A 23,093-nucleotide genomic window follows, 5' to 3' on the forward strand; every position below is an offset into this window, starting at 1 on the left:
AAGCGCAACGGGAAGAGGTCGGCGTGGAGAAGGAGGGGGCGTTCTCCCCGCCGGTAGCAATCAGTACTGCGCCGGCTCGACCGACACGTGCAGGCGGATACGGTTGCCCGGGTCGCGCTGCATGAAGGCGGTGTGATTCTGGCCGCGGTATTCGTAGGTCACGTCGTAGCCAGTGGTGCGCTGCTCGAAGGCGTCGACGGTGCGGCATTGGCGCACGGCCTGCTCCTGCACGCCGTTGTAATCCTGGCGGCCATTGTTATCGACACGGTCGCCGACCACGGCGCCGGCGATGGCGCCGGCCGCGGTTGCCGCGACTTTACCGTTGCCGCCGCCGACCTGGCTGCCGAGCAGGGCGCCGGCAATGCCGCCGACGATCGAGCCGCCGGCGCTACGTTGCTGCTGGACCGGTACCTGCTGGTATTCGGTGCGGCATTCCTGGCGCGGCTGGCGGATCTGTTCGACGCGCGGCTGTACCCGCACCACGCGGCCGAAGTCTTCGAAGTCGGCAGCCTGGGCCAGCGGCAAAGCGCACAGTCCAAGAGCGGAAATCATCAGTTTGGTTTGCTTGTTCATGTAGAACCTCGTCGTTGGTGCTTCAATTAGGGTAATTCACGTCCACCCATGTATGTTAATCCCGTCCCGACGTCTCGGACAATCTGTGTGGCAACAAAATGTAACAGCGGTGCATATACCGAAGCAGGGCCACCAGAATGAGAAAACATGCCAAACAGGCCCGAATCCGCGCAAAAAGCGGCAGTTTCTTTCATATTTACGCCCTGCGGACACATTCGGGTTGCTTCGGCTACCACAAAACGTTACCCTTACAGGCCTAGGGTTATTGGCGCGTGGAAACGATTTAGGAGAACAGCGTTATGCCTGGGCGCGCATGGTGAACCGCCCGGCGATTCGAACCAACCACCAGGTCGACTTGAGGGAAAAATGAGTATGTTGATGAGAGTACCGTCCAATCTTGTGCAGTCCATTCGCGCCTACCGTGTGCCGGACCTGCAGGAGGAGGCGGTGCGTCTGGGGCACCATTTCCTGTACGCGCATTGCGCGAATACGCTGACCAAGCAACAGGTATGCGCCCGCATCGGCGAGAATTTTTATTTCCCCAAGCCCTGCAGCAAGAACTTCGATGCCCTGCGTCTGTGCCTGACCAATACGGTGTCCGAGGCCGGTCCCCAGCCCGGTTTCCTGGTCGTGCTCGAGCAATTGCCGAGTACCCAGAAATTCGACAAGGAAGCGCGCGAGACCCTGCTTGACGTGTTCCGCGACGCAGCCGAATTCTGGGCCGAAAAGAAAGTCCCGTTCCGCGTTTTCTATTCCTTCGAAGTCGACCTGACGGCGCCGCGGTAAGGCTGGCGGGCATCCCCGGGCTCTCGTTGGCATGGGGGCTTGCGGTACAATGCGCGCTATGAAAAACATCGTCATCCTCATTTCCGGCCGCGGCAGCAACATGGAAGCGGTCGTCCGTGCGGCGCAGTCGGAAGGGTGGCCGGCCTGCATCGCGGCAGTGATCAGCAACCGGCCCGACGCCGGGGGACTGGCCTTCGCGCAAGCACACGGCATCCCGACCGCGGTCGTGCCGAGCAAGGAGTTTGCGAGCCGCGCCGGGTTCGACGCGGCCCTGCAGCAGGAAATCGACCGTTTTGCTCCAGACCTGGTCGTGCTGGCCGGCTTCATGCGGATCCTGACCGCGCCCTTCGTTGAACACTACGCCGGGCGCATGCTGAACATCCACCCGTCGCTGCTGCCGGCCTTCCCCGGCCTGGCGACGCACCGCCAGGCAATCGAGGCGAAGGTGCCCGAACATGGCGCGACGGTGCATTTCGTGACGGCGGAACTGGATCACGGTCCGGTTGTCGCCCAGGCCCGCGTCGCCGTGCTGGCGGGCGATACCGAAGACACGCTCGCCGCGCGCGTGCTGGTCGAGGAACACAAGCTCTACCCCTATGCCGTACGCCTGTTCGTCGAGGACAGGCTCAGTATCGAACATGGCGAAGTACGCGTGCTGGACACGCGCCTCGCCGACATCACAAGCATTTAATATTCAAGGATTTACATGAGATTGCCACCAGCAATTCTCGGCAGTACCGAAGAGGTATTGCGCGAGATCTTGCGCTTTACGGCCCCGGCCGACGTCACCCTGTCGCGTTACTTCAAGGACCACCAGCGTCTCGGTTCGCGCGAGCGCGGCGCCGTCGCCGAAGCGGTGTATGCCGTGTTGCGTAACAAAACTTTCTTCACCGATTTCGCCGGCGGTAGCGGCCAGGGCGCATCGATGCGCCGCCTGGCCTTGCTCGGCCTCTGCGAAACGGCCGGGCTCGAGTCGCTCAGCGGCCTGACCGAAGAGGAAACCGCCTTCCTGACCCGCATCAACGAGATCGACCGCAGCCTGCTGTCGCCACTGATGCGCGCGAACATGCCGCAGTGGCTGTACGACAAGCTCGTCGCCCAATACGGCGAAGCGGATGCACAGCAACTGACCGCCGTGCTGAACACGCCGGCGCCGCTCGACCTGCGTGTCAATTCGATCAAGGCCAACCGCGACGAGGTCATCGCCAAGCTGGCCGAGGCACCGATCATCGCCGAGCCGACCCCGTACTCGCCGCTCGGCCTGCGCGTCAAGAAAAAGCCGACGCTGCAGAACCTGCCGCTGTTCAAGGAAGGCGCGATCGAGGTGCAGGACGAGGGCAGCCAGGTGCTGGCCCAGATCGTGGCCGCGCGCCGCGGCGAAATGGTGGTCGACTTCTGTGCCGGCGCCGGCGGCAAGACCCTGGCCCTCGGCGCAACCATGCGCAACACCGGCCGCCTGTACGCCTTCGACGTGTCGGAAAAGCGCCTGTCGAAGCTGAAGCCGCGCCTCGCGCGCAGTGGCCTGTCGAACGTGCATCCGGTGCTGATCGCCCATGAGCGCGATGCCAAGATCAAGCGCCTGGCGGGCAAGATCGACCGCGTGCTGGTCGACGCCCCGTGTTCCGGCCTCGGCACCCTGCGCCGCAACCCGGACGTCAAATGGCGCCAGCCGGAAAGCGCCGTGGCCGAGATGCAGGAAAAGCAGGCATCGATCCTGGACGGCGCCGCGCGCCTGCTCAAGGGCGGCGGCCGTCTCGTGTATGCCACTTGCTCGCTGCTGAACGAAGAGAACGACTTCATCGTCGAGCAATTCCTCGCCTCGCATCCGGATTTCGATCTGGTGCCGATGAGCAAGGTGCTGGCCGAGCAGAAGATCGAGCTCGAGATGGACCAGTACCTGAAACTGCTGCCGCACAAGCACGGCACCGACGGCTTCTTCGCCGCCGTGCTCGAGCGTAAGCCAATGGCGCCGAAAAAGCCGAAGGCCGAGGCCGCCCAGGCGGAAGACGCCGCTGCCGACGATACTGCTGCTGAGTAATCGCGGAGCCGCGCCCAGATGCCGTTAACCGACCTGCTACAGGACCTGCTGCAAGACATCAGCAATCCACGCATCCTGTGGCAGGCACTGGCCATCGTCGGAGCGGTTCTCCTTGGCCTGCTCTTGTCGCACGTCATCCGGCGCAACTGGCTGCACGAATTCGATTCGCAGAACGCCATCCACCGCCTCGGCGTGGAAGGTTTTGGGCGCGTGCTGGCGCCGCTCCTGATCGCGGCGCTGGTGTGGGGCGCGAAACTTGCCATGCAGCGGCACCAGAGCGTGCACCTGCTGCGCGTGGCCTTGCCGCTGTTCACCTCGATGGCCCTGATCCGCATCGTGTTCTACATGCTGCGCCGGGTGTTCGCGCGGCATGGTCCGCTCGGCAGCGCCCTCAAAACCTTCGAGAAAATCCTGGCGCTGCTCGTGTGGCTTGCGGTCGCGCTGTACCTGACCGGCTTGTGGCCGGACATCATCGAATTCCTTGATGGCAAAGTCCTGCCGATCGGCGTCGGCAAACACAAGGCGACCCTGCTCGAGATCCTGCAAGGCGCCTTTTCGATCGTCGTCTTGATGATGCTGGCCTTGTGGGCCGGCGCCGCGCTCGAAGAGCGGCTGATGGGACTGGAAGGCCTGCATACCTCATCGCGCGTCGTGTTGGCGCGCATGGGCCGGGCGCTGCTGATCCTGGTCTCCGTACTGGTGAGCCTGAACCTGGTCGGCCTCGACCTGACGGTGCTGTCGGTCTTCGGTGGCGCCCTTGGCGTCGGCCTCGGTCTCGGCATGCAGAGAATTGCCAGTAACTACGTGTCCGGCTTCATTATTTTGCTGGAACGCAGCCTGTCGATTGGCGACCCGATCACGGTCGACAAATACGCCGGCCGCGTGGCGCGCATCAACACCCGCACCACGGTCCTGCAGGCGCTCGACGGCACCCAGACCTTGCTGCCGAACGAAATGCTGATCACGGGCGTCGTGCTCAACCAGGCGGGCACCAACAAGGCCGTGCGCCTGAACACGCGGATCACGGTCGCCTACGACAGCGACCTCGACGAGGTCATGACGCTGCTGGTGCGCCAGGCCGACAATGTCGAGCGCGTCATCGCCGACCCGGCGCCGTCGGTGCAGCTGAACGCCTTCGGACCCGCCGGCTACGAGCTGGAACTCGGTTTTTCGATCATCGATCCGGAAAAGGGGACGGGCAGCGTCATCTCCGCGGTCAACAAGAACATCTACGCGCTGGTGCACTCTGGCGCCATTCGTTTGGGTTTGCCGCCACAGTTCCCCCAGGTTTAGTGCACATCTGGCATGGATGTGGCGCACATTTTGCGCTGTAGCGCAATTTACGTGCGTTCGTCGTGCCGTGCGTCACTGGAAGTGCGTAGAATGCGTGCTTGGCGATCCGGCGGCCGGGCGATCCGTGCGGCCGGCCCCTCGCGACCTTCTCCCAGAAAAGACGGCGTGCCTTAGACAAGCGATTACTTTGGAGCCTTAATGAGCTTTAGCAACATCCTGCATTCCGTATTGGAATTCCTGAATACCGGCCTCATCGGCTTGAGCGGCTGGGAAGTCGTTCTGTACACGCTCATCGTGACGCACATCACGATCGCCAGCGTGACGATTTACCTGCACCGCCACCAGGCGCACCGCGCCCTGGAACTGCACGCGATCCCGAGCCATTTCTTCCGCTTCTGGCTGTGGCTGACCACTGGCCAGGTGACCAAGGAATGGGCGGCCATCCACCGCAAGCACCACGCCAAATGCGATACCGAGGAAGATCCGCACAGCCCGGTGACCCGCGGCATCAAGAAAGTGTTGCTCGAAGGCGCGGAACTCTACCGTGCCGAAAGCAAGAACCTGGAAACGATGGCGAAATATGGCCACGGCACCCCGGACGACTGGATCGAGCGCAACCTGTACACCAAGTACAGCTGGTTCGGCGTCGCCGCGCTGCTGGTGATCAATTTTGTGCTGTTCGGCGTCATCGGCATCACCATCTGGGCGATCCAGATGCTGTGGATTCCGATCACGGCAGCCGGCATCATCAATGGCCTGGGCCACTGGTGGGGTTACCGCAACTACGACTGTAGCGATGCCGCGACCAACGTTTTCCCGTGGGGCATCCTGATCGGCGGCGAAGAACTGCACAACAACCACCACACCCATGCCACCTCGGCCAAGCTGTCGAGCAAGTGGTATGAGATCGACCTCGGCTGGGGCTATATCCGTGCCCTGGAGATGATGGGCCTGGCGAAAGTGAAGAAAGTCGCGCCGGAGCCGAGGTTCACGAAGAGCAAGACGGTTGCCGACCACGACACGCTGCAGTCGGTGATCACCAACCGCTACGACGTGATGGCGAAGTATGCCAAGTCGGTCAAGCTTGCCTTCCGCGAAGAGCTGGACCACCTGAAAGACAAGGCCGAGCTGGAAAAGCGTTTCCTCAAAACGTCGCGCAAGCTGCTGCAACGCGAGCCGGCCAAGCTGGAACTGTCGCAAAAAGAACAGCTGATCGAGTTGTTCAAGCACAGCAAGGCGCTGGAAACGATGCACCAGATGCGCGTGGAACTGGGCGCGATCTGGGAACGTTCGCATTCGACCCGCGACCAGCTGCTGCACCAGCTGCAGGACTGGTGCGCGCGTGCCGAAGCTTCGGGCATCAAGTCGCTGCAGGAGTTCTCGCTGCGACTGCGCAGCTACGCGTAAGCGTCGACGCTGTAATGAAATTCAGTTAAGAAGGCCGCTTCGATTCAAATCGGAGCGGCCTTTGTTCTTGAGGTCAACGCGCGGGCATGCCCGCCCTACGTTACACAGCGGTCTCGACCAACAATGACGACGGTGGCGCACCGTAGGGCGGGCATGCCCGCGCGTTATGCTGGCGAGGACAGCTCATCCGCGCTTAACTGAACGGCATTACTCCTTCGGGAGCCGTTTTTTTATGGGTGCCGGATTTGTTGCAACTGCGCGATGCGCTGGCGCGTCAGCAATACCTTGATCGATACCGCGTCGGCCGGCAGGCCCGCTACGGCCATAAATGGTTCCCACGCATCGCGGTAGGCGAGCCAGGCGCGCTCGGTGGCGCGCACGTTCTCGCGCCTTGCCGTCGAACCGCCGAGGCGCCCAGGCTGCCCGTCCTGGACGGACGACGTGGCCATGCGCTTCTCGTATTCCAGGTTCAGTTCGCGGTCCAGCTGCTCGAGCTGCGCCGCGCTTGCCTGGGCGACGGTGCCCTGCGCCGCAGCCAGCAGCGTCTCGTGGAATTCTTTTTTCTTGTGCGCGACGTTCTGGACGACAAACCCGGCGGCGCCCGAACCCGTCATATCGACTTCGCCGGCCGATTTCTGCGCAAATGCGTCGGCTGCCTTCCTCAAGCGTACGAAGGCCCCGCGCCCCGCAGGTGGCAAGGTGGCGGCAAAGCGCTCCAGGCGCGCGTTGCGCACGCGCTCGGCGCGTCCTTCGCGGATGCCGGCGCACACCGCACCCATGCGCCGGCTGGTGACGTGGTCGCACAGGTCGAAGGCCTGGCTGTCATGCGCGGCGGCATTCGAGGCCAGCCAGGAGACGCGTCCTTCCATTTCCGCCTTGGCCGTGTCGAGCCGGCAGGCGTGGTGGATAGCGCGGTCGGCGTCGCGCGCCACGCCGTAACCGTTTGCGTACAACATCATCAGGACGGCGTCGTCGCCGCCGGCTTCCGCACATTCCAGGACCTGGCGCCACTCGCCATTCGACGTGGTTTCCTGGTCGCGTTTCAGGTAGTACAGTTCGGTGGCGTCGCAGCGATTGCTGGCGACAGGGGGGCGTGGCCGCGCGAGGTGCTCGACCCGCATGCATAGTCTGTACCAGTCCTCGCTCTTGCTGAAGTCGATCCCGAAGCCTTCGGTGTTCGGATACGGCACGGCGGCCTGGCCTGCTTGCGTGGCGCCCGCCCACAGCAGCAGGGCGGCCAGGGCAGCGGGGCGGAGGACGTGAAGGCGATGCATGGGAAGGGAATGTCGGGTTCGAAACCCCTCCACTATACGCGGCGGTTCTTGCTAAAAATGCACCAATTGTCACATCCGGCGCATAAACAAAAAAGCCGCACACTTGCGTGGGCGGCTTTTCTTGTACAGCTCCAGGATCGATTACTTGATCTTGGTTTCCTTGTACGCAACGTGCTTACGTGCCTTTGGGTCGAACTTGATGATTTCCATCTTCGCCGGCATCGTGCGCTTGTTTTTGGTGGTGGTGTAGAAGTGACCAGTACCTGCGGTCGATTCCAGCTTGATTTTGTCGCGGCCAGTTTTTGCCATGATAGCTCCCTAATTAGACTTTTTCGCCACGAGCGCGCATGTCGACCAGGACTGCGTCGATGCCCAGCTTGTCGATGACGCGCAGGCCGGCGTTCGACAAACGCAGCGAGACCCAGCGGTTTTCGGATTCGACGTAGATGCGACGGTTCTGCAGGTTAGGCAGGAAACGGCGTTTCGTTTTGTTGTTTGCGTGGGAGACGTTGTTGCCAACCATCGGACCCTTGCCAGTAACTTGGCAGACACGTGCCATAGCGCACTCCTTAAAGATAAACTTCCGAATTCGGAAAAACGAGAGTATAGCGTGAAAACCATCGCGGAATCAATCACTTGCAGAAAACAATTGTGTCTTAAGCCTCCTCTTTGATTTAACAATTGTAAAATCGGTGCCAGGCCCTTGTTTTGACGCAGGTAATTGAACGAAACACTAGAGCTGGCCATGCTCCGCGAAGGAATGCACCTGTGTCCCGGCGACCACAAAATGGTCGAGCACGCGCACATCGATGAGGGCCAGCGCCTGCGCCAGCGCACGCGTCAGCTGCAGGTCGGCGTCGCTCGGGTCCGCCACCCCGGAAGGGTGGTTGTGCGCCAGCATCACGCCCGAGGCGTTGCGCCGCAGCGCCGCCATCACGACCTCCCTGGGGTAGACGCTGGTATGGGTCAGCGTGCCACGAAACATTTCCTGGGCGTCGATCAGGCGGTTCTTCACGTCGACGAACAGGACCACGAAGGATTCGTAGGCCTGCAAGCCGAACTTGCCGCGCAAATAGGCTTTGACGACGTCGGGCGAACACAGCGCCTGCCGGAAGAATTCTTCCGAGATCGCGCGGCGCGATAATTCCATGACCGCCTGCAGCTGCGCGTACTTGGCCAGGCCGAGGCCGTGTAGCTGCGAGAACTCCTGGGGCGTGGCGTGCAACAGGCGCTGGAGCGAGCCGAAATGCGCCAGCATGTGGCCGCCGAGTTCGACGGCACTGCGCCCGCGTACGCCGACGCGCAAGAAAATCGCCAGCAATTCGGCGTTCGACAAGGCCGCCGATCCTTCGCGCGCCAGCCGTTCGCGCGGCCGGTCCTGTTCCGGCCAGTCGTTGATGCCCATAACGCTCCGCAGTCATGAAAAGGGGAGGGCCGATTATGGGCATCCGGCGAGGCGCCGTTCTGATCTTCCTCTGGGGTGCGGCAGGGAAGCTGTTACTTGGGCATGTCCTTGCCGGACCGCTCGAAACTGACGGGCTCGGTCGCGCCGCCCTTGCGCCGGATGACGACCGTGCCGGCCAGCTTGTCGTGCCAGCCCTGTTTCTTCGGGTCGATCGCGACCCACAGCAAGCCGAGGCCGAGCGGGATCGTCGACACGTAATAGCCGAGATAGCGCCCGATCGACTGGCCGACCGAGGGTTTGTTGCCGGTGCGGGCATCGACGACCTGGGCGGAAATCGCCATCTTGCCGGGTGTCGCCCCGCGAGCTACCCAGAAGGCAACGACCGCAACGGCCGGCAGCACAATGGAAATGAGGAAGTCCGCCGGTCCGTGGACGAGCAGTCCGCTGATTGCGTCGTCGCTGCCGTAGATCATCCGCACGAGCGGTATCGTGAGGAACGACACCAATATCGTATCGATCAGTGCGGCGCCGACGCGCGCCCAAAAGCCGGCGTATTCGTATTGCGTTTCATCGACCACTGTCATGCTCCAGGAAGCGCGGCCGGAGCGGCCGCGGCGAGCCACGGTAGCATCATGCGCGCAGAGGCGCAATGGAAGCGCCTTTTATGGCTTGATGGCGCGGCTCACCTCGTCGGCCGTGCTGCGCGCGTCCTCCACGCCCAGCACGATGCGGTTCCATTTCTCGTTCGCCAGTTCGATGACGACCGGATGGGTGTTCGGGCCAATGAAGACGAATTGCCGGTCCCCATCCTTGTAAAAGGTGCCGGCGTGCAGGACGCCCGGCAAGCCCGTCCCCGGCGCGCGCAGGCCGAGTTCGCGGCCGCGAAAGCCCTCGTCCTCGGTGGCGCCGCGCACGTTCGCCAGCGGGATGCGCAGGCTCCGGTGCACCGAGGCCACCGCCTCCCATGCGCTCAGGTGCACCACCAGTTCGTCCTTCGTCAATTCGAGTACGGGCATGGCTATCCTTTCAGTTCAGGTGTTCCAGCAGGCGCGCGCCCAGCAGGTGCGCGGTGTCAAGCCCCGATTCGGCGATCGCCAGCCGGCACAGCCCGGCAATGGGCGCATCGCCCGGGACCAATTCTTTCAATGCGACGATCAGGAGGTCAATGGCGGCAGGCCGCGTCGTCCAGCCCGGGGCGAGCGCGCCGGCCAGCACCTTTTCGAACAGGTTGCGCTTCGAGCCGAACGCCTTGTACAGGCTGCCGCGTTGCAGGCCGGTGGCCGCCAGCAAGTCGTCGATCGACGCCCCGTTGTAGCCCAGGCGCGCAAAGATAACGGCGGCCTCGGCCAGGACGGCGTCTTCGGCAAAATTCCTCGGTCGTGCCATGTGTTCGATCCTGATGCTTGCATTGACAAGTCCATTCTGATGATTATGGAACGGTCAGTCAACAACAATTCTGGAACGATCGGTAAATAATCCGGCCCGCGTGGTTTGCCTGCCAAAAAAAGCGGCGCCTGGAGGCGGGAATGGCAGTGGTGGCTTACAATAGCGGTTTGCCCGCCACAACGAAAACCATGTCCAACGTTTCCCCTGCTGTCGTCACCGAATCGGCCTACCTGACCCTGCACTACCGCCTTGCCGGCGCGGACGGCACGGATATCGTCACCACCTTCGGCACCAATCCGGCCACGCTGATGCTGGGCCAGGGCCAGCTCGCGCCTTTCCTCGAGGAGCGCCTGCTCGGCATGGCTGAAGGCGAACACAAGACCTTCACCTTGAGCGCCGCCGAAGGTTTCGGCGACCGCAATCCCGAGCTGATCCAGTGGGTCTCGAAAGCGACGCTCGACGCCAACTCGGTGCCGGACGCCGACTACAAGGCGGGCGACCTGGTCGACTTCGCCGCACCGGGCGGCGGGCGCTTTGCCGGCATGCTGCGCGAGATGCGCGAGGATGCCGCCCTGTTCGACTTCAACCACCCGCTCGCCGGCCAGGACTTGCACTTCGAAGTGAAACTGATTTCGGTCCTGTAACAGGAGTGACTATGGAAAACGAGATTCTGCTTGCCCAGCCGCGCGGCTTTTGCGCCGGCGTCGACCGTGCCATCGAGATCGTCGAACGTGCCCTGCAGCAGTTCGGCGCGCCGATCTACGTGCGCCACGAGATCGTCCACAACGCCTATGTCGTGGAAGACCTGCGTAATAAAGGCGCGATCTTCATCGAAGAGCTCGACGACGTCCCGGCCGGCAATACGCTCGTGTTCTCGGCCCACGGCGTCTCGAAAGCGGTGCGCCTGGAAGCCGAATCGCGCGGCCTCACCATTTTCGACGCCACCTGCCCGCTGGTGACCAAGGTGCACGTGGAAGTGTCGAAGATGCGCAAGCAGGGCGCCGAGATCGTCATGATCGGCCACGACGGCCACCCCGAAGTGGAAGGCACGATGGGCCAGGCGGAAGAGGGCATGCACCTGGTCGAAACCGTCGACGACGTGGCGAAGCTGCAGGTCGCCAATCCCGACCTGCTGGCCTATGTCTCGCAGACGACCTTGTCGGTCGACGACACCGCCGAGATCATCGCAGCCTTGAAGGCGCGTTTCCCGAACATCATGGAGCCGAAGAAGGGCGACATCTGCTACGCCACCACCAACCGCCAGGAAGCCGTGAAATTCATGGCGCCGCAGGTGGAAGTGGTGATCGTCGTCGGCAGCCCGAACAGCTCGAACTCGAACCGCCTGCGCGAGCTGGCCGACAAGCTGGGCACGCCGGCCTACATGGTCGACCGGGCCGACTTGATCGACCCGCAGTGGATCGCCGGCAAAAAGCGCATCGGCCTCACCGCCGGCGCCTCGGCCCCGGAAGTGCTGGTCCAGGCCGTCATCGACCGCCTGAAGGAACTCGGCGCGGCCAGCGTGCGCGCGCTTGAAGGCGTGGAGGAGCACGTGACCTTCCCGCTGCCGAAAGGTCTCGACGGCGCCCGTACCGAGGTGGCATAAGTCTTGCAAGTATTTCGATAACACAGGAGCCCCAGTAATATTCCGTTGTTAGTTTTTCAAAAAGCTCGCTATGATGGCGACGCTCGGAATGTTTGTCGTGGCAACTGTTTTCCCCTGCTGAAAGCAAAGGCAGGTCAAGGAGCGGCACTTCGGGATTCTCCGGGGTGCCGTTTTTGTTATCGAAATATAGAGGTGCGGAAACGATGGAGACTTTTGTCCAGCAGATACTCAACGGGCTGGTGCTAGGCAGCATGTATGCACTGGTCGCGCTCGGGTACACGATGGTCTACGGGGTGCTGAACCTCATCAATTTCGCCCACGGCGACGTCCTGATGATCGGGGCGATGGTCGGCCTGTCAATCCTGCAACTGCTCGAACTCCATTTCCCTGGCTTGCCCGGCTTCGTCCAGCTTGCCATTGCCATCCTCGGCGCGATTCCCGTTGCGATGCTGGTGAACGTTCTCATTGAACGGATTGCCTACCGCCGCCTGCGCAACGCGCCGCGGCTGGCGCCCCTGATCACCGCGATCGGCGTCTCGATCCTGCTGCAAACCTTCGTCATGGCCATGCCATGGTGGGGCCGCAGCCCGCTGGCTTTCCCGCAACTGCTGTCCTCCGACCCGATCATGCTGGGCGGCGCGATGATTTCGCAGACCCAGGTGCTGCTGCTGGTGCTCGCCGCGCTGGCCATGGTGGGGCTCGTGTTCCTGGTCGAGCGCACCAAGATGGGGCGTGCGATGCGCGCCGTGGCCGAGAACCCGCGCGTGGCCGGCCTGATGGGCGTGGACTCGAACAGCGTCATCGTCGCCACCTTCGCCATCGGCGCCGCGCTGGCAGCCGTCGCCGGCGTGATGTGGGGCGCGAACTATGCCTCGATCACATTTACCATGGGCGTGCTGCCGGGCCTGAAAGCGTTCTGCGCGGCGGTGCTGGGTGGTATCGGAAATATCTACGGCGCCATGATCGGCGGCCTTTTACTCGGCATCATCGAGGCGCTCGGCGCCGGCTATATCGGCGACCTGACCGGGGGCTTCCTCGGCAGCCATTACCAGGACATCTTCGCCTTCGTGGTGCTGATCCTGGTGCTCACCCTGCGTCCGTCCGGCATCATGGGCGAGCGTGTGGCCGACCGCGCATAAGGGAGCGACCATGGCACTTCTCTCCTTCGACGTCCACCACAACAAGCGCCAGGCTTACGTCACGATGGGCCTGCTGCTGGCCCTGATGCTGGCTTTCCCCTTCTTTGCCGCCCAGTTCGGTAATTCCTGGGTACGCATCATCGACATCGCGCTGCTCTACATCATGCTGGCGCTCGGCCTGAATATCGTGGTCGGCTTCGCCGGCCTGCTCGACCTCGGCTACATCGCCTTCTTCGCGGTCGGTGCCTACCTCACCGGGCTGTTTTCCTCGCCGCAGTTCGCGGCCTTGCTGGAATCGGTGGTGAATTACCATCCGGCGATCGGCGAATCGCTGGTCGCCGTGTTCGGCCCCGACATCCAGCAAAACGGCATCCACCTGTCGGTCTGGGCGATCGTGCCGCTGGCCGGGCTCGTGGCCGCGCTGTTCGGCGCGCTCCTGGGGGCGCCGACGCTGAAACTGCGCGGCGACTATCTCGCCATCGTCACGCTCGGTTTCGGCGAGATCATCCGCATTTTCATGAACAACCTGAACGACCCGATCAATTTCACGAACGGGCCGCAGGGCATCAACATGATCGATCCGATCCGCATCTTCGGCGTGTCCCTCGCCGGCGAGGCGGGCTCGCAATCGACGGTGTACATCGGCGGCTACGGCATGCCCTCGGTGAACGCCTATTATTTCCTCTTCCTGGCCTTGTGCATCGCGACCATCTTCATCACCAGCCGCCTGCAGCATTCGCGCCTGGGCCGGGCCTGGGTCGCGATCCGCGAAGACGAAATCGCCGCCAAGGCGATGGGCATCAATACCCGCAACGTCAAGCTGCTGGCCTTCTCGATGGGCGCCTCGTTCGGCGGCGTCGCCGGCGCGATGTTCGCCGCCTTCCAGGGCTTCGTTTCCCCGGAATCGTTCTCGCTGACCGAATCGATCGCCGTGCTGGCGATGGTGGTGCTGGGCGGTATCGGCCACATCCCGGGTGTGGTGCTGGGCGGCGTCCTGCTCGCGGCCTTGCCCGAAGTGCTGCGCCACGTCGTCGAGCCGGCGCAAATGGCGATGTTCGGCAAAGTCATCATCGAAGCCGAAGTGCTGCGCCAGCTGCTCTACGGCCTGGCGCTGGTGGGCATCATGCTGGTGCGTCCGGCCGGCGTGTGGCCCTCGCCGAACCGGGAAGAGCGCCCGAACGCGGCGCTGGCCCGCGACGACGAACAGGAGGCGGCGGCCGTCTGAGGCGCTGATATCGATGAGCGAATTTCTTTTGAATATTTCCGGCGTGAATAAACGCTTCGGCGGGCTGCAGGCCTTGACCGATGTCGGCATCCAGATCCGCCCCGGCCAGATCGTCGGCCTGATCGGCCCGAACGGCGCCGGCAAGACCACCTTCTTCAACGTCATCACCGGTTTGTACCAGCCCGACAGCGGCCGTTTCGAACTGGCCGGCAAACCGTATTCTCCCTCGGCGCCGCATGCGGTCGCGAAGGCGGGCATCGCGCGCACCTTCCAGAACATCCGCCTGTTCGGCGAGATGACGGCGCTGGAGAATGTGATGGTCGGGCGCCACGTGCGCTCGAAGCAGGGCGTGTTCGGCGCCATCTTCCGCCACAAGGCGGCGCGCGAGGAAGAAGCGTCGATCCGTGCGCGGGCGCAGGAATTATTGGACTTTGTCGGCATCGGCCAGTTCGGCAGCCGCACGGCGAAATACCTCTCCTACGGCGACCAGCGCCGCCTGGAAATTGCGCGCGCACTGGCGACCGATCCGCAGCTGCTGGCCCTGGACGAGCCTGCGGCCGGCATGAACGCCACCGAAAAACTGGCGCTGCGCGAGCTGCTCGTGAAAATCAAGGCGGGCGGCAAGACCGTGCTGCTGATCGAACACGACGTGAAACTGATGATGGGCCTGTGCGACCGGATTACCGTGCTCGAGTACGGCAAACGCATCGCCGAAGGCGTGCCGGCCGAGATCCAGAAGGATCCGGTGGTGATCGCGGCCTACCTGGGAGGTGCCCACTAATGAGCGAAAACATTCTCAAAATTGCCGGGCTGAAGGTGGCGTATGGCGGCATCAAGGCGGTCAAGGGCATCGACCTGGAGGTCAACAAGGGCGAACTGGTTACCCTGATCGGTGCGAATGGCGCCGGCAAGACGACGACCCTGAAGGCGATCACCGGCACGCTGCCGGCGTGCAAGGTCGAAGGGACGATGTCCTACCTGGGTAAACCCTTGCAAGGGACGCAATCGTTCCGCCTCGTGCAGCAGAAGCTTGCCATGGTGCCGGAAGGGCGGGGCGTGTTTACCCGCATGACGATCCACGAGAACCTGTTGATGGGTGCGTACACACGCGACGACAAGGCGGCGATCGAGGCCGATATCGACAAATGGTTCGGCGTCTTTCCGCGGCTGAAGGAACGTGCCGGCCAGCTGGCCGGGACCCTGTCCGGCGGCGAGCAGCAGATGCTCGCCATGGCGCGCGCCTTGATGTGCCACCCGACCTTGCTGCTGCTGGACGAGCCGTCGATGGGCCTGGCGCCGATCATGGTCGAGAAGATTTTCGAGGTGATTCGGGACGTGTCGAAGCAGGGCATCACGATTTTGCTGGTCGAGCAGAATGCGAAGCTGGCGCTGCAGGCGGCGAACCGCGGTTATGTGATGGATTCGGGCTTGATCACGATGACAGGGAACGCGCAGGCGATGCTGAACGATCCGCGCGTGCAGGCGGCGTACCTGGGCGAGTGATTGGAAAGGCGCGGCGCCGTAATGCGTGGGTTGCCCCGCGCGGGCATGCCCGCCCTACGGTGCGCAATGGCCAACCACTAACGGTTGCGTACCGTAGGGTGAGCATGCCCACGCTTACCCGGCCACACGAATTGCGTTGGCCCTGTCCCCGGACGGCCACGCAGAACAAACAAAAAAGGCCGCCTGAGCGATCAGGCGGCCTTTTTCATTACAGCCCGCCGAAGCGGGCCATGTTACTTAAGCAGCGGCAGCAGCAGCGTTCGCAGCCGGCGCCTTGGCGGCAGCCTGCGAGAACTGCGACACAGCGGCGTTCACATTGCTTTCGATGGCTTCGACCGCCTGCTTGGTGGTCTTGCTGAACTGCTCGTAGCCAGCGTTGGCGTTGCTGATCGCGGTCTTGACGGCGGCGACGAAGGTCTCCGAACCGGCAGGGGCGTTCTTGCTCACTTCGTCGACCAGGGCGATGACCTTGCGGTTCGCTTCGACGATCTGGCCTTCAGCGGCTTTCGAGAACTCGGCGCCGTTGGCAGTGGCGATGGCGGCCAGCTGGCGGTTGTAGGCGACGGCTTTCTCGGCGGCAGGCTGGGCCTTGGCGGTCGACAGTGCGAAGAACTCTTGCGGGTCCTTGGCCGACAGCAATTGACGGGCAGCAGTGGCGTTGTCAGCCAGGGTAGCGCGGGCGGTGCTGATGTTCAGCTCGACCAGCTTTTCCATGGTTTCGAAGGTTTTCGCGGTCAGCGACGAAAACAGGGCGAATTGGGTTTCGAAATTGGCTTTGGTGGCATTCGAGAACTGCTCTGGGATTGCAAACATGGGGATCTCCAAACAAACGTTATAGGAAGGTATGCTGCTAAAAACCGGTGCTGGTCCGAATGGTGCACCGCAACAGATTCAAGTTTTGCCCATTTCCGGGACCGAGTCAAGCGATTTTGGTGCGTCGCACCATCCTTGCATAGATTGTTGTACTCTTGCATCGGAAGAAATACTTTAGAACAACTTATGTCGTGGTTTTGCCATCAAAAGATGCCCTTCGGTAGCGGCCGGAAGCCTTTTTCCACCCATGTTAAACTTGCCATTGCGCTATTCGCCACCCGGTGTCCCGCGCTCGACTCTCACAACCATGGCCGACACCACCGCAACCGCAGGCGCATCCTTCACGCAGCACCGCTGGCTGGTGCCCGCATTTTTCGTTGTGCTCTGGAGTACCGGTTTCATCGTGGCCAAGTTCGGCCTGCCCTATGCGCCGCCGCTGACCTTCCTGCTACTGCGCTGCCTGGGCGTACTGGTCGTGCTCCTGCCTCTCGTACTGGTGTCGCGCGCACCCTGGCCGCGCGGGCGCGTGAAACATGTCGCGGTGGCGGGCCTGCTGCTGCAGGCCGGTTACCTGGGCGGCGTCTGGTGCGCGATTAAAATCGGCATGCCGGCCGGGTTGTCGGCGCTGATCGTCGGCATGCAGCCTATCCTCACCGCGGTGGCCGCGCCGCTGATCGGCGAGCGGGTGCGTCCGCGCCAGTGGCTGGGCCTGCTGCTCGGGCTGCTTGGCGTGGGCCTGGTCGTGGCAGCCAAGATCAACCTGGCCGGGCTGTCCGTGCGCGCCATCCTGTATTGCCTGTTCGCGCTGGCGTCGATCACGGCCGGCACCATGTACCAGCGCCGCTATTGCCCCCATTTCGACTTGCGCACCGGTACCGTGATCCAGTTCGGCGCGACCGTGGCGGCCTTGCTGCCGTGCGCGATTCTTTTTGAACAGTTGGATCCATCCTTGTCTAAGGTTATATGGAACGCCAACTTCATCGTCGCACTGCTGTGGTCGGTGTTCGCGCTGTCGATCGGCGCGATCTTCTTGCTGTTTAAACTTATCCGCCGTAGCAACGCCACCGAAGTGACCAGCCTGCTGTACCTGACCCCGCCGACCACCGCCGTCATGGCCTGGCTGCTGTTCGGCGAGTCGCTCAGCCCGCTGGGGCTGCTGGGCATGGCGGTGGCCGTCGCCGGCGTCGCATTCGTCGTCAAGAAAAAGGAGCTTCCATGATCTCAAGCCAGCAACAAGAAGCGGTCGATGCCGCCATCACCTCGCGCCGCTCGATCCGTGCCTTCCTCGACAAGGCGGTGGAGCAGGCCGACATCGCGCGCATCCTGGAAGTGGCGGCGCGCGCCCCGTCCGGGACCAATACCCAGCCCTGGAAAGTGTATGTGCTGACCGGCCAGGCGCGCGTCGAACTGTCGAACGCCATCCTTGCCGTCCACACCGACCCTGCCCAGTCGCGCGAACACACCGAGGAATACCCCTACTATCCGCGCGAATGGGTCTCGCCCTTCATCGACCGCCGGCGCAAGGTCGGCTGGGACCTGTACAGCCTGCTCGGCCTGACGCGCGAAGACAAGGCCGGCATGGCAGCTCAGCATGCGCGCAATTTCCGTTTTTTCGATGCGCCCGTCGGCCTGATTTTTACCATCGACCGCGTGATGGAGCAGGGCTCCTGGCTCGACTACGGCATGTTCCTGCAAAACATCATGGTGGCGGCGCGCGGTCGCGGGCTCGACACCTGCCCGCAGGCGGCGTTTACGCAATACCATCGCATCATTGCCGAGCAGTTAAAACTGCCGGCGAACGAAACCGTGGTCTGCGGCATGGCGCTGGGCTGGGCCGATCCGGGCAAGATCGAGAATTCGCTGGTCACCGAACGCGAGCCGCTCTCGACATTTGTTCATTTTGTAAAATAAGGTGTTGCGCCCGCTACACAATTAACGAAGATCGCCGCGCACGGCAGCATGCATCGTGCATCGGTCCGTTGTTGTGCGGCAAAATAGACGCGAGGGTGTTTAAATTCGGCTTGCAGTTGAGTTGCGGGCGAATACACTCATTCAATGCCGCATTGGCCGCGTGAAAAAGGAAGTAGAAATGTTGAAGCTCCTGTTGTCTGTCCTGGTATCGCTGTTTCTCGTCGTCGAGCCCGTATCGGCCGCCGGCGCCGGGGCTGGTGCGCAGGCTGCTTCAAGCAAACAGAAACGCCAGGCGGTCAAGAAAAAGGCCGTTCGCAAAGCCCCGTCCAGGGCCGGCAGCAAAGGCAAGCGCAAGGAAGCGGCCACGGTGGCGGCCGCTGATGATCGTCCGCGCCTGGTGCGCCGTGTCGTGAAAGTAAACGGCAAGCGCCGTGTCGTCTACCAGACCTTCCGCCGCGCCGCGCCGGCCATGCTGGCCATTCCGGCGGCACGTACCGCCGGCGATATCGCCGGGCTGAACCAGACGCGCGACCCGCTGTCGCTGGCCTCGAACGTGGCCTTCGTGATGGACCAGAACAGTTCCGAAGTGCTGTTCGAAAAGAACGCCAACGTGGCGCTGCCGATCGCGTCGATCACCAAGCTCATGACGGGGCTGGTCGTGGTCGAAGCGAACCAGGACATGAACGAAACCCTGACGGTCACGAACGACGACGTCGACCGCCAGAAGTTCAGCAGCTCGCGCCTGCCGGTTGGCGCGCGCATGACCCGCAACAATATGCTGCATATCGCGCTGATGAGTTCTGAAAACCGCGCGGCCGCTGCCCTCGGGCGTAACTATCCGGGCGGGATCAGGGCCTTCGTGACGGCGATGAACGCCAAGGCACACGAACTGGGCATGAACGATACCCATTACGTCGATGCCAATGGCCTGTCGAGCCAGAACGTCTCGAGCGCGCGCGACCTGGCGAAACTGGTGGCCTATGCGCACCAGAAGCCGCTGCTGCGCCAGTATTCGACGGATCCGAACTGGGTGGTCGAGGCCAGCGGACGCCCGATGCGCTACAACAATACGAACTACCTGGTGCGGATGCCGGACTGGAACATCGGCCTGCAAAAGACCGGCTTCATCAACGAAGCCGGGCGCTGCCTCGTGATGCAGGCGATGATCCAGGGCCGCAACGTGATCATGGTCTTCCTCGATTCCAAAGGAAAGATGTCGCGCACCGCCGACGCCGGACGCATGCGCCGCTGGCTCGAAGCGCTGACGCCGGACACCGTGGCGCCATCGGCCCTGCTCGGTCCGGGCACGGCGGCCGCCAGCGCGGCGGCTGCGGCGGCGAACGCGACCCATGCCTTTACGACGGTGTCGGCACCGACGGTGCGCTAAAAAATGAAAGCTGAGGTCAGGTCTGACATTCGGACTCCCGCCTTGGCGCGACCTCTGCCTTAATCGGCTTCGTATCGTCGAGGCCGTGTCTAAATGTCAGACCTGACCCCAGCTATTCAGGCCACCGAAGCCGGCCGGAAGCCGAGGGTTGCCGAAATCTGCCCGGCGGTCTGCACCAGGTCGTCGAGCCAGTCTTCCTGCAGGCGGTCGGCCGGCGCCGAGATCGACAGGCCTGCGACCAGCTTGCCGCTGTCGTCATGGATGCCGGCGGCCATGCAGCGCACGCCCAGTTCCAGCTCTTCGTTGTCGCGCGCATAGCCGCGCGCACGCACCAGGCTCAGTTCCCGCTCGAGCTTGGTCAAATCCGTGATCGAATTCTTGTTGTGCCCGGCCAGGCCAGTGCGCGTCGCGTAGGCGCGGATCGCCTTGGCCTCGTCCACCGACAAAAACAGCTTGCCGGTCGAGGTCAGATGCAGCGGACCACGCCCGCCGATCGCGCGCACCACCTGCATGCCGGATCGTTCGGAGAAGGCGCGGTCGATGTAGACGATTTCGTCGCCCTGGCGCACCGACAGATTCACCGTCTGCTGGGTTTTCTTGTGCAGCGCGCGCATGAAGTCGAGCGCCGCTTCGCGGACCGAGAGGCGGCTTTTCACGACATTGCCCAGTTCCAGCAGGCGCATGCCGAGCCGGTAGGTGCCGGGCTCGACGCGGTCGACGAAACGGGTCACGACCATGTCGTTCAGGATGCGGTGGGCGGTGGAGGGATGCAGGCCTGAGACTTTCGACAATTCTTTCAGGCTCACCGGATCGGGATAGGTGGCGAGCGCGTCGAGCAGGGCGACCATGCGCTCAATCACCTGGATCGATGTCTTGGGCGGTTCAAGTGTTTCGATTTTCATGATGTGGTTGGTGCAGTGCGGTATCGTCCCTACTTTATACCATAATGCGGAAAGCGGCGACGGTTTCGCTAGTGCTGTTCGTCTACGCGCGGTCCATTCCGCATAGGACGCAGAACGGGCATAATGGCAGCTTCATGTCTTCTTAGAAATATGATGGAACATCCGACCAGCGAATTCAAGAGCAAGGGTGGCCTCAAGCGCATCCTGGCCGCGTCGAGCTACACCGTGCAGGGCTTGTACATGGCCTGGCGCATCGAGCATGCCTTCCGCCAGGAGGTGCTGCTCTTCCTGCTCGGCCTTGTGTTCGCCTTCGTTCTGCCGGTATCCGCCTTCGAGAAGCTGACGCTGATCGGCGTGCTGATGCTGGTGCTGATCGTCGAACTCATCAACTCGGCGATCGAAGCGGTGGTCGACCGCATTTCGCTCGAGCGCCATCCTCTGTCGAAGAATGCCAAGGACTTCGGCAGCGCCGCGGTCGGGCTGACGCTGCTGCTGGCAGCGATCACCTGGGGCACGGTGCTGTATAACCGCTTCATGTGAACACTGCGGTAACAGCACAGTGCTGACAGCACAGCAAGCTTGTCGAAAATACCGCAGAATAGCCGGATGGCCTGTGCGGTGTCATGGTGACGCCGCCCTGAGGGCCTTCACTCCTGGAGATGACCATGACCTTACGCCTCGGCGACACCGCACCCGATTTCGAGCAGGATTCCACCATCGGCCGCATCCGCTTCCACGACTGGGCGGGCGATTCCTGGGTGGTGTTGTTCTCGCACCCGGCCGACTTCACGCCGGTCTGCACGACCGAACTGGGCCTGACGGCCAAGCTCAAGCCCGAATTCGACAAGCGCAACGTCAAGGCAATCGCGCTCTCCGTCGACCCGGCCGAGCAGCACAAGAGCTGGATCAAGGATATCGAAGAGACCCAGCAGACCGTGGTCGGTTTCCCGATCATCGCCGATGCCGATAAATCAGTCTCCACCCTGTACGACATGATCCACCCGGAAATGTCGGCCACGGCGACGGTGCGTTCGCTGTTCGTGATCGACCCGAAGAAAAAAATCCGCCTGACCATTACCTACCCGATGAGCACCGGCCGCAACTTCGACGAAGTGCTGCGCGTGATCGACGCGCTGCAGCTGACCGATGGTTATTCGGTGGCGACGCCGGGCAACTGGAAAGATGGCGACGACGTGATCATTCCACTCTCCGTGCAGGATCCGGCGGTGCTGGCCGAAAAATATCCGAAGGGCTTCACGGCGCCGAAGCCGTATCTGCGCCTGACGCCGCAGCCGAACAAGTAAGACCGGCGGACCGATGTCGAAACGCGTCCGCCAAACCGCCGGCGGCCGCGTAACGTAGGGTGGGCATGCCCACGCGTTCACGCCGTGATCATTCACAACCATTGATCGGAACGCAAACGCCGGTGATCCGGAGGGCGTTTCGACACGCAACGGTGCGTCCGCGTGGGCACGAGTGCCCACCCTACGTTACGCAACGGTCCGTAGTTAAATTCTGCGTATCGATGCACAGCGTGCGTACCCCATTCCCACTGCACGCATAAGCAAATAAGAAACCCATCGTTTGTTCGACGGCTGACCCGGCTTACTCTTGGGGTCATGTTAATGACCTATATTTCGGCTGGTTTCGCCGTCGGCCTGCTGGTCGGGATGACCGGCGTGGGTGGCGGCTCGCTGATGACGCCGCTGCTGACGCTGCTGTTCGGCGTCTCGCCCACGGTCGCGGTCGGCACCGACCTTGCCTTTGCCTCCGTCACCAAGGGCGCCGGCACCATTACTCACCGCTTCAACGGCACCGTCAACTGGGCCATCGTGCGCCGCCTGTGCCTGGGCGCGCTGCCGGCCGCGCTCGTCTCAACCCTGGTCCTGAGCCGCTTCGGCGCACTCGATGCGCGCATCGGCCAGGTCATCCGCTATTCGATCGCCGGCTCGGTGATGCTCACCGTCGTCGCGTTGCTGTTTCGCCGCCGCATGATTGCCTGGATTAACGCCCGCCCCGAACGCCAGTTGCAGGGCAGGGCCCTGAGCGTGGCCACGGTCATTGCGGGAGTGGTGCTCGGCACCCTCGTCACCGTTTCCTCGATCGGCGCCGGCGCCATCGGCGCCACCTTGCTGGTCATGCTGTACCCGAAACTCACCCCGGCCGAAGTCGCGGGCACCGACATCGCCTACGCCGTGCCCTTGACCGCGATCGCCGCCGCCGGCCACTGGTGGCTGGGCTCGATCGACTGGACGCTGTTGATCACCCTGCTGGTCGGCTCGCTGCCGGGCATCACCCTCGGTTCGATGCTGGCGCGCAAGGTGCCCGAGCGCTTCCTGCGCGCCTTGCTGGCCCTGACGCTGACCGGGGTCGCAGCCAAGCTGATTTATTAAGCGATGCAAGGTTCACCACGCTAATAGCGTAATTCATCTATGCAAATGAAGATTC

Annotated in this window: 27 protein-coding genes; 17 read left to right on the forward strand and 10 right to left on the reverse strand. The window is 62.8% G+C overall.

Annotated features, from left to right (window positions below; translation table 11 throughout):
* Positions 1 to 60: 60 nt before the first annotated feature.
* Positions 61 to 573, reverse strand: a complete 513-nt coding sequence (locus tag AC1MEM_RS08675) for a glycine zipper 2TM domain-containing protein (protein ID WP_499476636.1) — start codon at positions 571 to 573, stop codon at positions 61 to 63.
* Between the two features lie 366 nt (positions 574 to 939).
* Between AC1MEM_RS08675 and AC1MEM_RS08680 the strand changes: the two genes are divergently transcribed.
* From AC1MEM_RS08680 to AC1MEM_RS08700, 5 genes are all read left to right on the forward strand, one after another.
* Positions 940 to 1,359, forward strand: coding sequence for a barstar family protein (locus AC1MEM_RS08680; RefSeq protein ID WP_499476637.1), 420 nt, complete (start codon positions 940 to 942; stop codon positions 1,357 to 1,359).
* Positions 1,360 to 1,417: 58 nt separating this feature from the next.
* A complete protein-coding gene (gene purN, locus AC1MEM_RS08685) occupies positions 1,418 to 2,050 on the forward strand; it encodes a phosphoribosylglycinamide formyltransferase (RefSeq protein WP_499476638.1) in 633 nt (210 codons plus the stop codon).
* 15 nt (positions 2,051 to 2,065) lie between these two features.
* Positions 2,066 to 3,397, forward strand: a complete 1,332-nt coding sequence (locus tag AC1MEM_RS08690) for an RsmB/NOP family class I SAM-dependent RNA methyltransferase (RefSeq protein ID WP_499476639.1) — start codon at positions 2,066 to 2,068, stop codon at positions 3,395 to 3,397.
* Positions 3,398 to 3,415: 18 nt separating this feature from the next.
* Positions 3,416 to 4,690, forward strand: a complete 1,275-nt coding sequence (locus AC1MEM_RS08695; RefSeq protein ID WP_499476641.1) for a mechanosensitive ion channel family protein — start codon at positions 3,416 to 3,418, stop codon at positions 4,688 to 4,690.
* 198 nt (positions 4,691 to 4,888) lie between these two features.
* Positions 4,889 to 6,097: a DesA family fatty acid desaturase gene (locus AC1MEM_RS08700; RefSeq protein WP_499476643.1), complete on the forward strand. Its 1,209-nt coding sequence runs from the start codon at positions 4,889 to 4,891 to the stop codon at positions 6,095 to 6,097.
* Between the two features lie 230 nt (positions 6,098 to 6,327).
* Here the strand turns inward: AC1MEM_RS08700 and AC1MEM_RS08705 are convergent, their stop codons facing one another.
* The 7 genes from AC1MEM_RS08705 to AC1MEM_RS08735 form a co-directional block, all read right to left on the reverse strand.
* Positions 6,328 to 7,371: a lysozyme inhibitor LprI family protein gene (locus AC1MEM_RS08705; protein WP_499476644.1), complete on the reverse strand. Its 1,044-nt coding sequence runs from the start codon at positions 7,369 to 7,371 to the stop codon at positions 6,328 to 6,330.
* A gap of 141 nt (positions 7,372 to 7,512) precedes the next feature.
* Positions 7,513 to 7,680: a 50S ribosomal protein L33 gene (rpmG, locus tag AC1MEM_RS08710; RefSeq protein ID WP_056157216.1), complete on the reverse strand. Its 168-nt coding sequence runs from the start codon at positions 7,678 to 7,680 to the stop codon at positions 7,513 to 7,515.
* A 13-nt stretch (positions 7,681 to 7,693) separates the two neighbouring features.
* Positions 7,694 to 7,930: a 50S ribosomal protein L28 gene (rpmB, locus tag AC1MEM_RS08715; RefSeq protein WP_379784994.1), complete on the reverse strand. Its 237-nt coding sequence runs from the start codon at positions 7,928 to 7,930 to the stop codon at positions 7,694 to 7,696.
* A gap of 174 nt (positions 7,931 to 8,104) precedes the next feature.
* Positions 8,105 to 8,776, reverse strand: coding sequence for a RadC family protein (gene radC / locus AC1MEM_RS08720; protein WP_499476645.1), 672 nt, complete (start codon positions 8,774 to 8,776; stop codon positions 8,105 to 8,107).
* A 92-nt stretch (positions 8,777 to 8,868) separates the two neighbouring features.
* A complete protein-coding gene (locus tag AC1MEM_RS08725) occupies positions 8,869 to 9,354 on the reverse strand; it encodes an RDD family protein (RefSeq protein WP_499476647.1) in 486 nt (161 codons plus the stop codon).
* Between the two features lie 84 nt (positions 9,355 to 9,438).
* Entirely contained in the window at positions 9,439 to 9,792 is a 354-nt protein-coding gene (locus tag AC1MEM_RS08730) for a hypothetical protein (protein WP_499476648.1), read from the reverse strand.
* Between the two features lie 10 nt (positions 9,793 to 9,802).
* Entirely contained in the window at positions 9,803 to 10,162 is a 360-nt protein-coding gene (locus tag AC1MEM_RS08735; protein ID WP_499476650.1) for a TetR/AcrR family transcriptional regulator, read from the reverse strand.
* Between the two features lie 188 nt (positions 10,163 to 10,350).
* On the opposite strand from AC1MEM_RS08735, the gene AC1MEM_RS08740 reads away from it, so the two are divergent.
* From AC1MEM_RS08740 to AC1MEM_RS08765, 6 genes are all read left to right on the forward strand, one after another.
* Positions 10,351 to 10,806, forward strand: a complete 456-nt coding sequence (locus AC1MEM_RS08740; protein ID WP_499476651.1) for an FKBP-type peptidyl-prolyl cis-trans isomerase — start codon at positions 10,351 to 10,353, stop codon at positions 10,804 to 10,806.
* Between the two features lie 11 nt (positions 10,807 to 10,817).
* Positions 10,818 to 11,765, forward strand: coding sequence for a 4-hydroxy-3-methylbut-2-enyl diphosphate reductase (ispH, locus tag AC1MEM_RS08745; protein ID WP_499476652.1), 948 nt, complete (start codon positions 10,818 to 10,820; stop codon positions 11,763 to 11,765).
* 203 nt (positions 11,766 to 11,968) lie between these two features.
* Entirely contained in the window at positions 11,969 to 12,904 is a 936-nt protein-coding gene (locus AC1MEM_RS08750) for a branched-chain amino acid ABC transporter permease (protein WP_499476654.1), read from the forward strand.
* 10 nt (positions 12,905 to 12,914) lie between these two features.
* Positions 12,915 to 14,129, forward strand: a complete 1,215-nt coding sequence (locus AC1MEM_RS08755) for an ABC transporter permease subunit (protein WP_499476655.1) — start codon at positions 12,915 to 12,917, stop codon at positions 14,127 to 14,129.
* Positions 14,130 to 14,142: 13 nt separating this feature from the next.
* Positions 14,143 to 14,910: an ABC transporter ATP-binding protein gene (locus tag AC1MEM_RS08760; protein WP_499476656.1), complete on the forward strand. Its 768-nt coding sequence runs from the start codon at positions 14,143 to 14,145 to the stop codon at positions 14,908 to 14,910.
* The gene (locus AC1MEM_RS08765; RefSeq protein ID WP_499476657.1) at positions 14,910 to 15,632 is read left to right on the forward strand and encodes an ABC transporter ATP-binding protein; all 723 of its coding nucleotides are present in this window, start codon (positions 14,910 to 14,912) and stop codon (positions 15,630 to 15,632) included. Before AC1MEM_RS08760 ends, AC1MEM_RS08765 begins: the two co-directional genes overlap by 1 nt.
* A gap of 237 nt (positions 15,633 to 15,869) precedes the next feature.
* Here AC1MEM_RS08765 and phaP read toward each other — a convergent pair whose 3' ends face one another.
* The gene (phaP, locus tag AC1MEM_RS08770) at positions 15,870 to 16,445 is read right to left on the reverse strand and encodes a TIGR01841 family phasin (RefSeq protein WP_499476658.1); all 576 of its coding nucleotides are present in this window, start codon (positions 16,443 to 16,445) and stop codon (positions 15,870 to 15,872) included.
* Between the two features lie 307 nt (positions 16,446 to 16,752).
* On the opposite strand from phaP, the gene AC1MEM_RS08775 reads away from it, so the two are divergent.
* The 3 genes from AC1MEM_RS08775 to pbpG all read left to right on the forward strand — a co-directional run bounded on the left by AC1MEM_RS08775 (position 16,753) and on the right by pbpG (position 19,743).
* On the forward strand, positions 16,753 to 17,664 hold the full coding sequence (locus tag AC1MEM_RS08775; protein ID WP_499476659.1) for a DMT family transporter: 912 nt from the start codon (positions 16,753 to 16,755) through the stop codon (positions 17,662 to 17,664).
* Entirely contained in the window at positions 17,661 to 18,356 is a 696-nt protein-coding gene (locus AC1MEM_RS08780) for a nitroreductase (RefSeq protein ID WP_499476660.1), read from the forward strand. Before AC1MEM_RS08775 ends, AC1MEM_RS08780 begins: the two co-directional genes overlap by 4 nt.
* A gap of 178 nt (positions 18,357 to 18,534) precedes the next feature.
* Entirely contained in the window at positions 18,535 to 19,743 is a 1,209-nt protein-coding gene (gene pbpG / locus AC1MEM_RS08785) for a D-alanyl-D-alanine endopeptidase (RefSeq protein ID WP_499476661.1), read from the forward strand.
* Between the two features lie 116 nt (positions 19,744 to 19,859).
* Here pbpG and AC1MEM_RS08790 read toward each other — a convergent pair whose 3' ends face one another.
* Positions 19,860 to 20,645 carry an IclR family transcriptional regulator gene (locus AC1MEM_RS08790; protein WP_499476663.1) on the reverse strand — a complete coding sequence of 262 codons (786 nt, stop codon included), beginning with the start codon at positions 20,643 to 20,645 and terminating at the stop codon, positions 19,860 to 19,862.
* A gap of 150 nt (positions 20,646 to 20,795) precedes the next feature.
* Here AC1MEM_RS08790 and AC1MEM_RS08795 point away from each other — a divergent pair, with 150 nt between their 5' ends.
* The 3 genes from AC1MEM_RS08795 to AC1MEM_RS08805 all read left to right on the forward strand — a co-directional run bounded on the left by AC1MEM_RS08795 (position 20,796) and on the right by AC1MEM_RS08805 (position 23,038).
* Positions 20,796 to 21,185 carry a diacylglycerol kinase gene (locus AC1MEM_RS08795; protein WP_499476664.1) on the forward strand — a complete coding sequence of 130 codons (390 nt, stop codon included), beginning with the start codon at positions 20,796 to 20,798 and terminating at the stop codon, positions 21,183 to 21,185.
* A 125-nt stretch (positions 21,186 to 21,310) separates the two neighbouring features.
* Positions 21,311 to 21,949: a peroxiredoxin gene (locus AC1MEM_RS08800; RefSeq protein ID WP_499476666.1), complete on the forward strand. Its 639-nt coding sequence runs from the start codon at positions 21,311 to 21,313 to the stop codon at positions 21,947 to 21,949.
* Positions 21,950 to 22,264: 315 nt separating this feature from the next.
* Positions 22,265 to 23,038 (forward strand): sulfite exporter TauE/SafE family protein, encoded by a 774-nt coding sequence (locus tag AC1MEM_RS08805; protein WP_499476667.1) that lies wholly within the window; start codon positions 22,265 to 22,267, stop codon positions 23,036 to 23,038.
* Positions 23,039 to 23,093: the final 55 nt, after the last annotated feature.

The organism is Telluria sp. AIW5 (assembly GCF_056680575.1).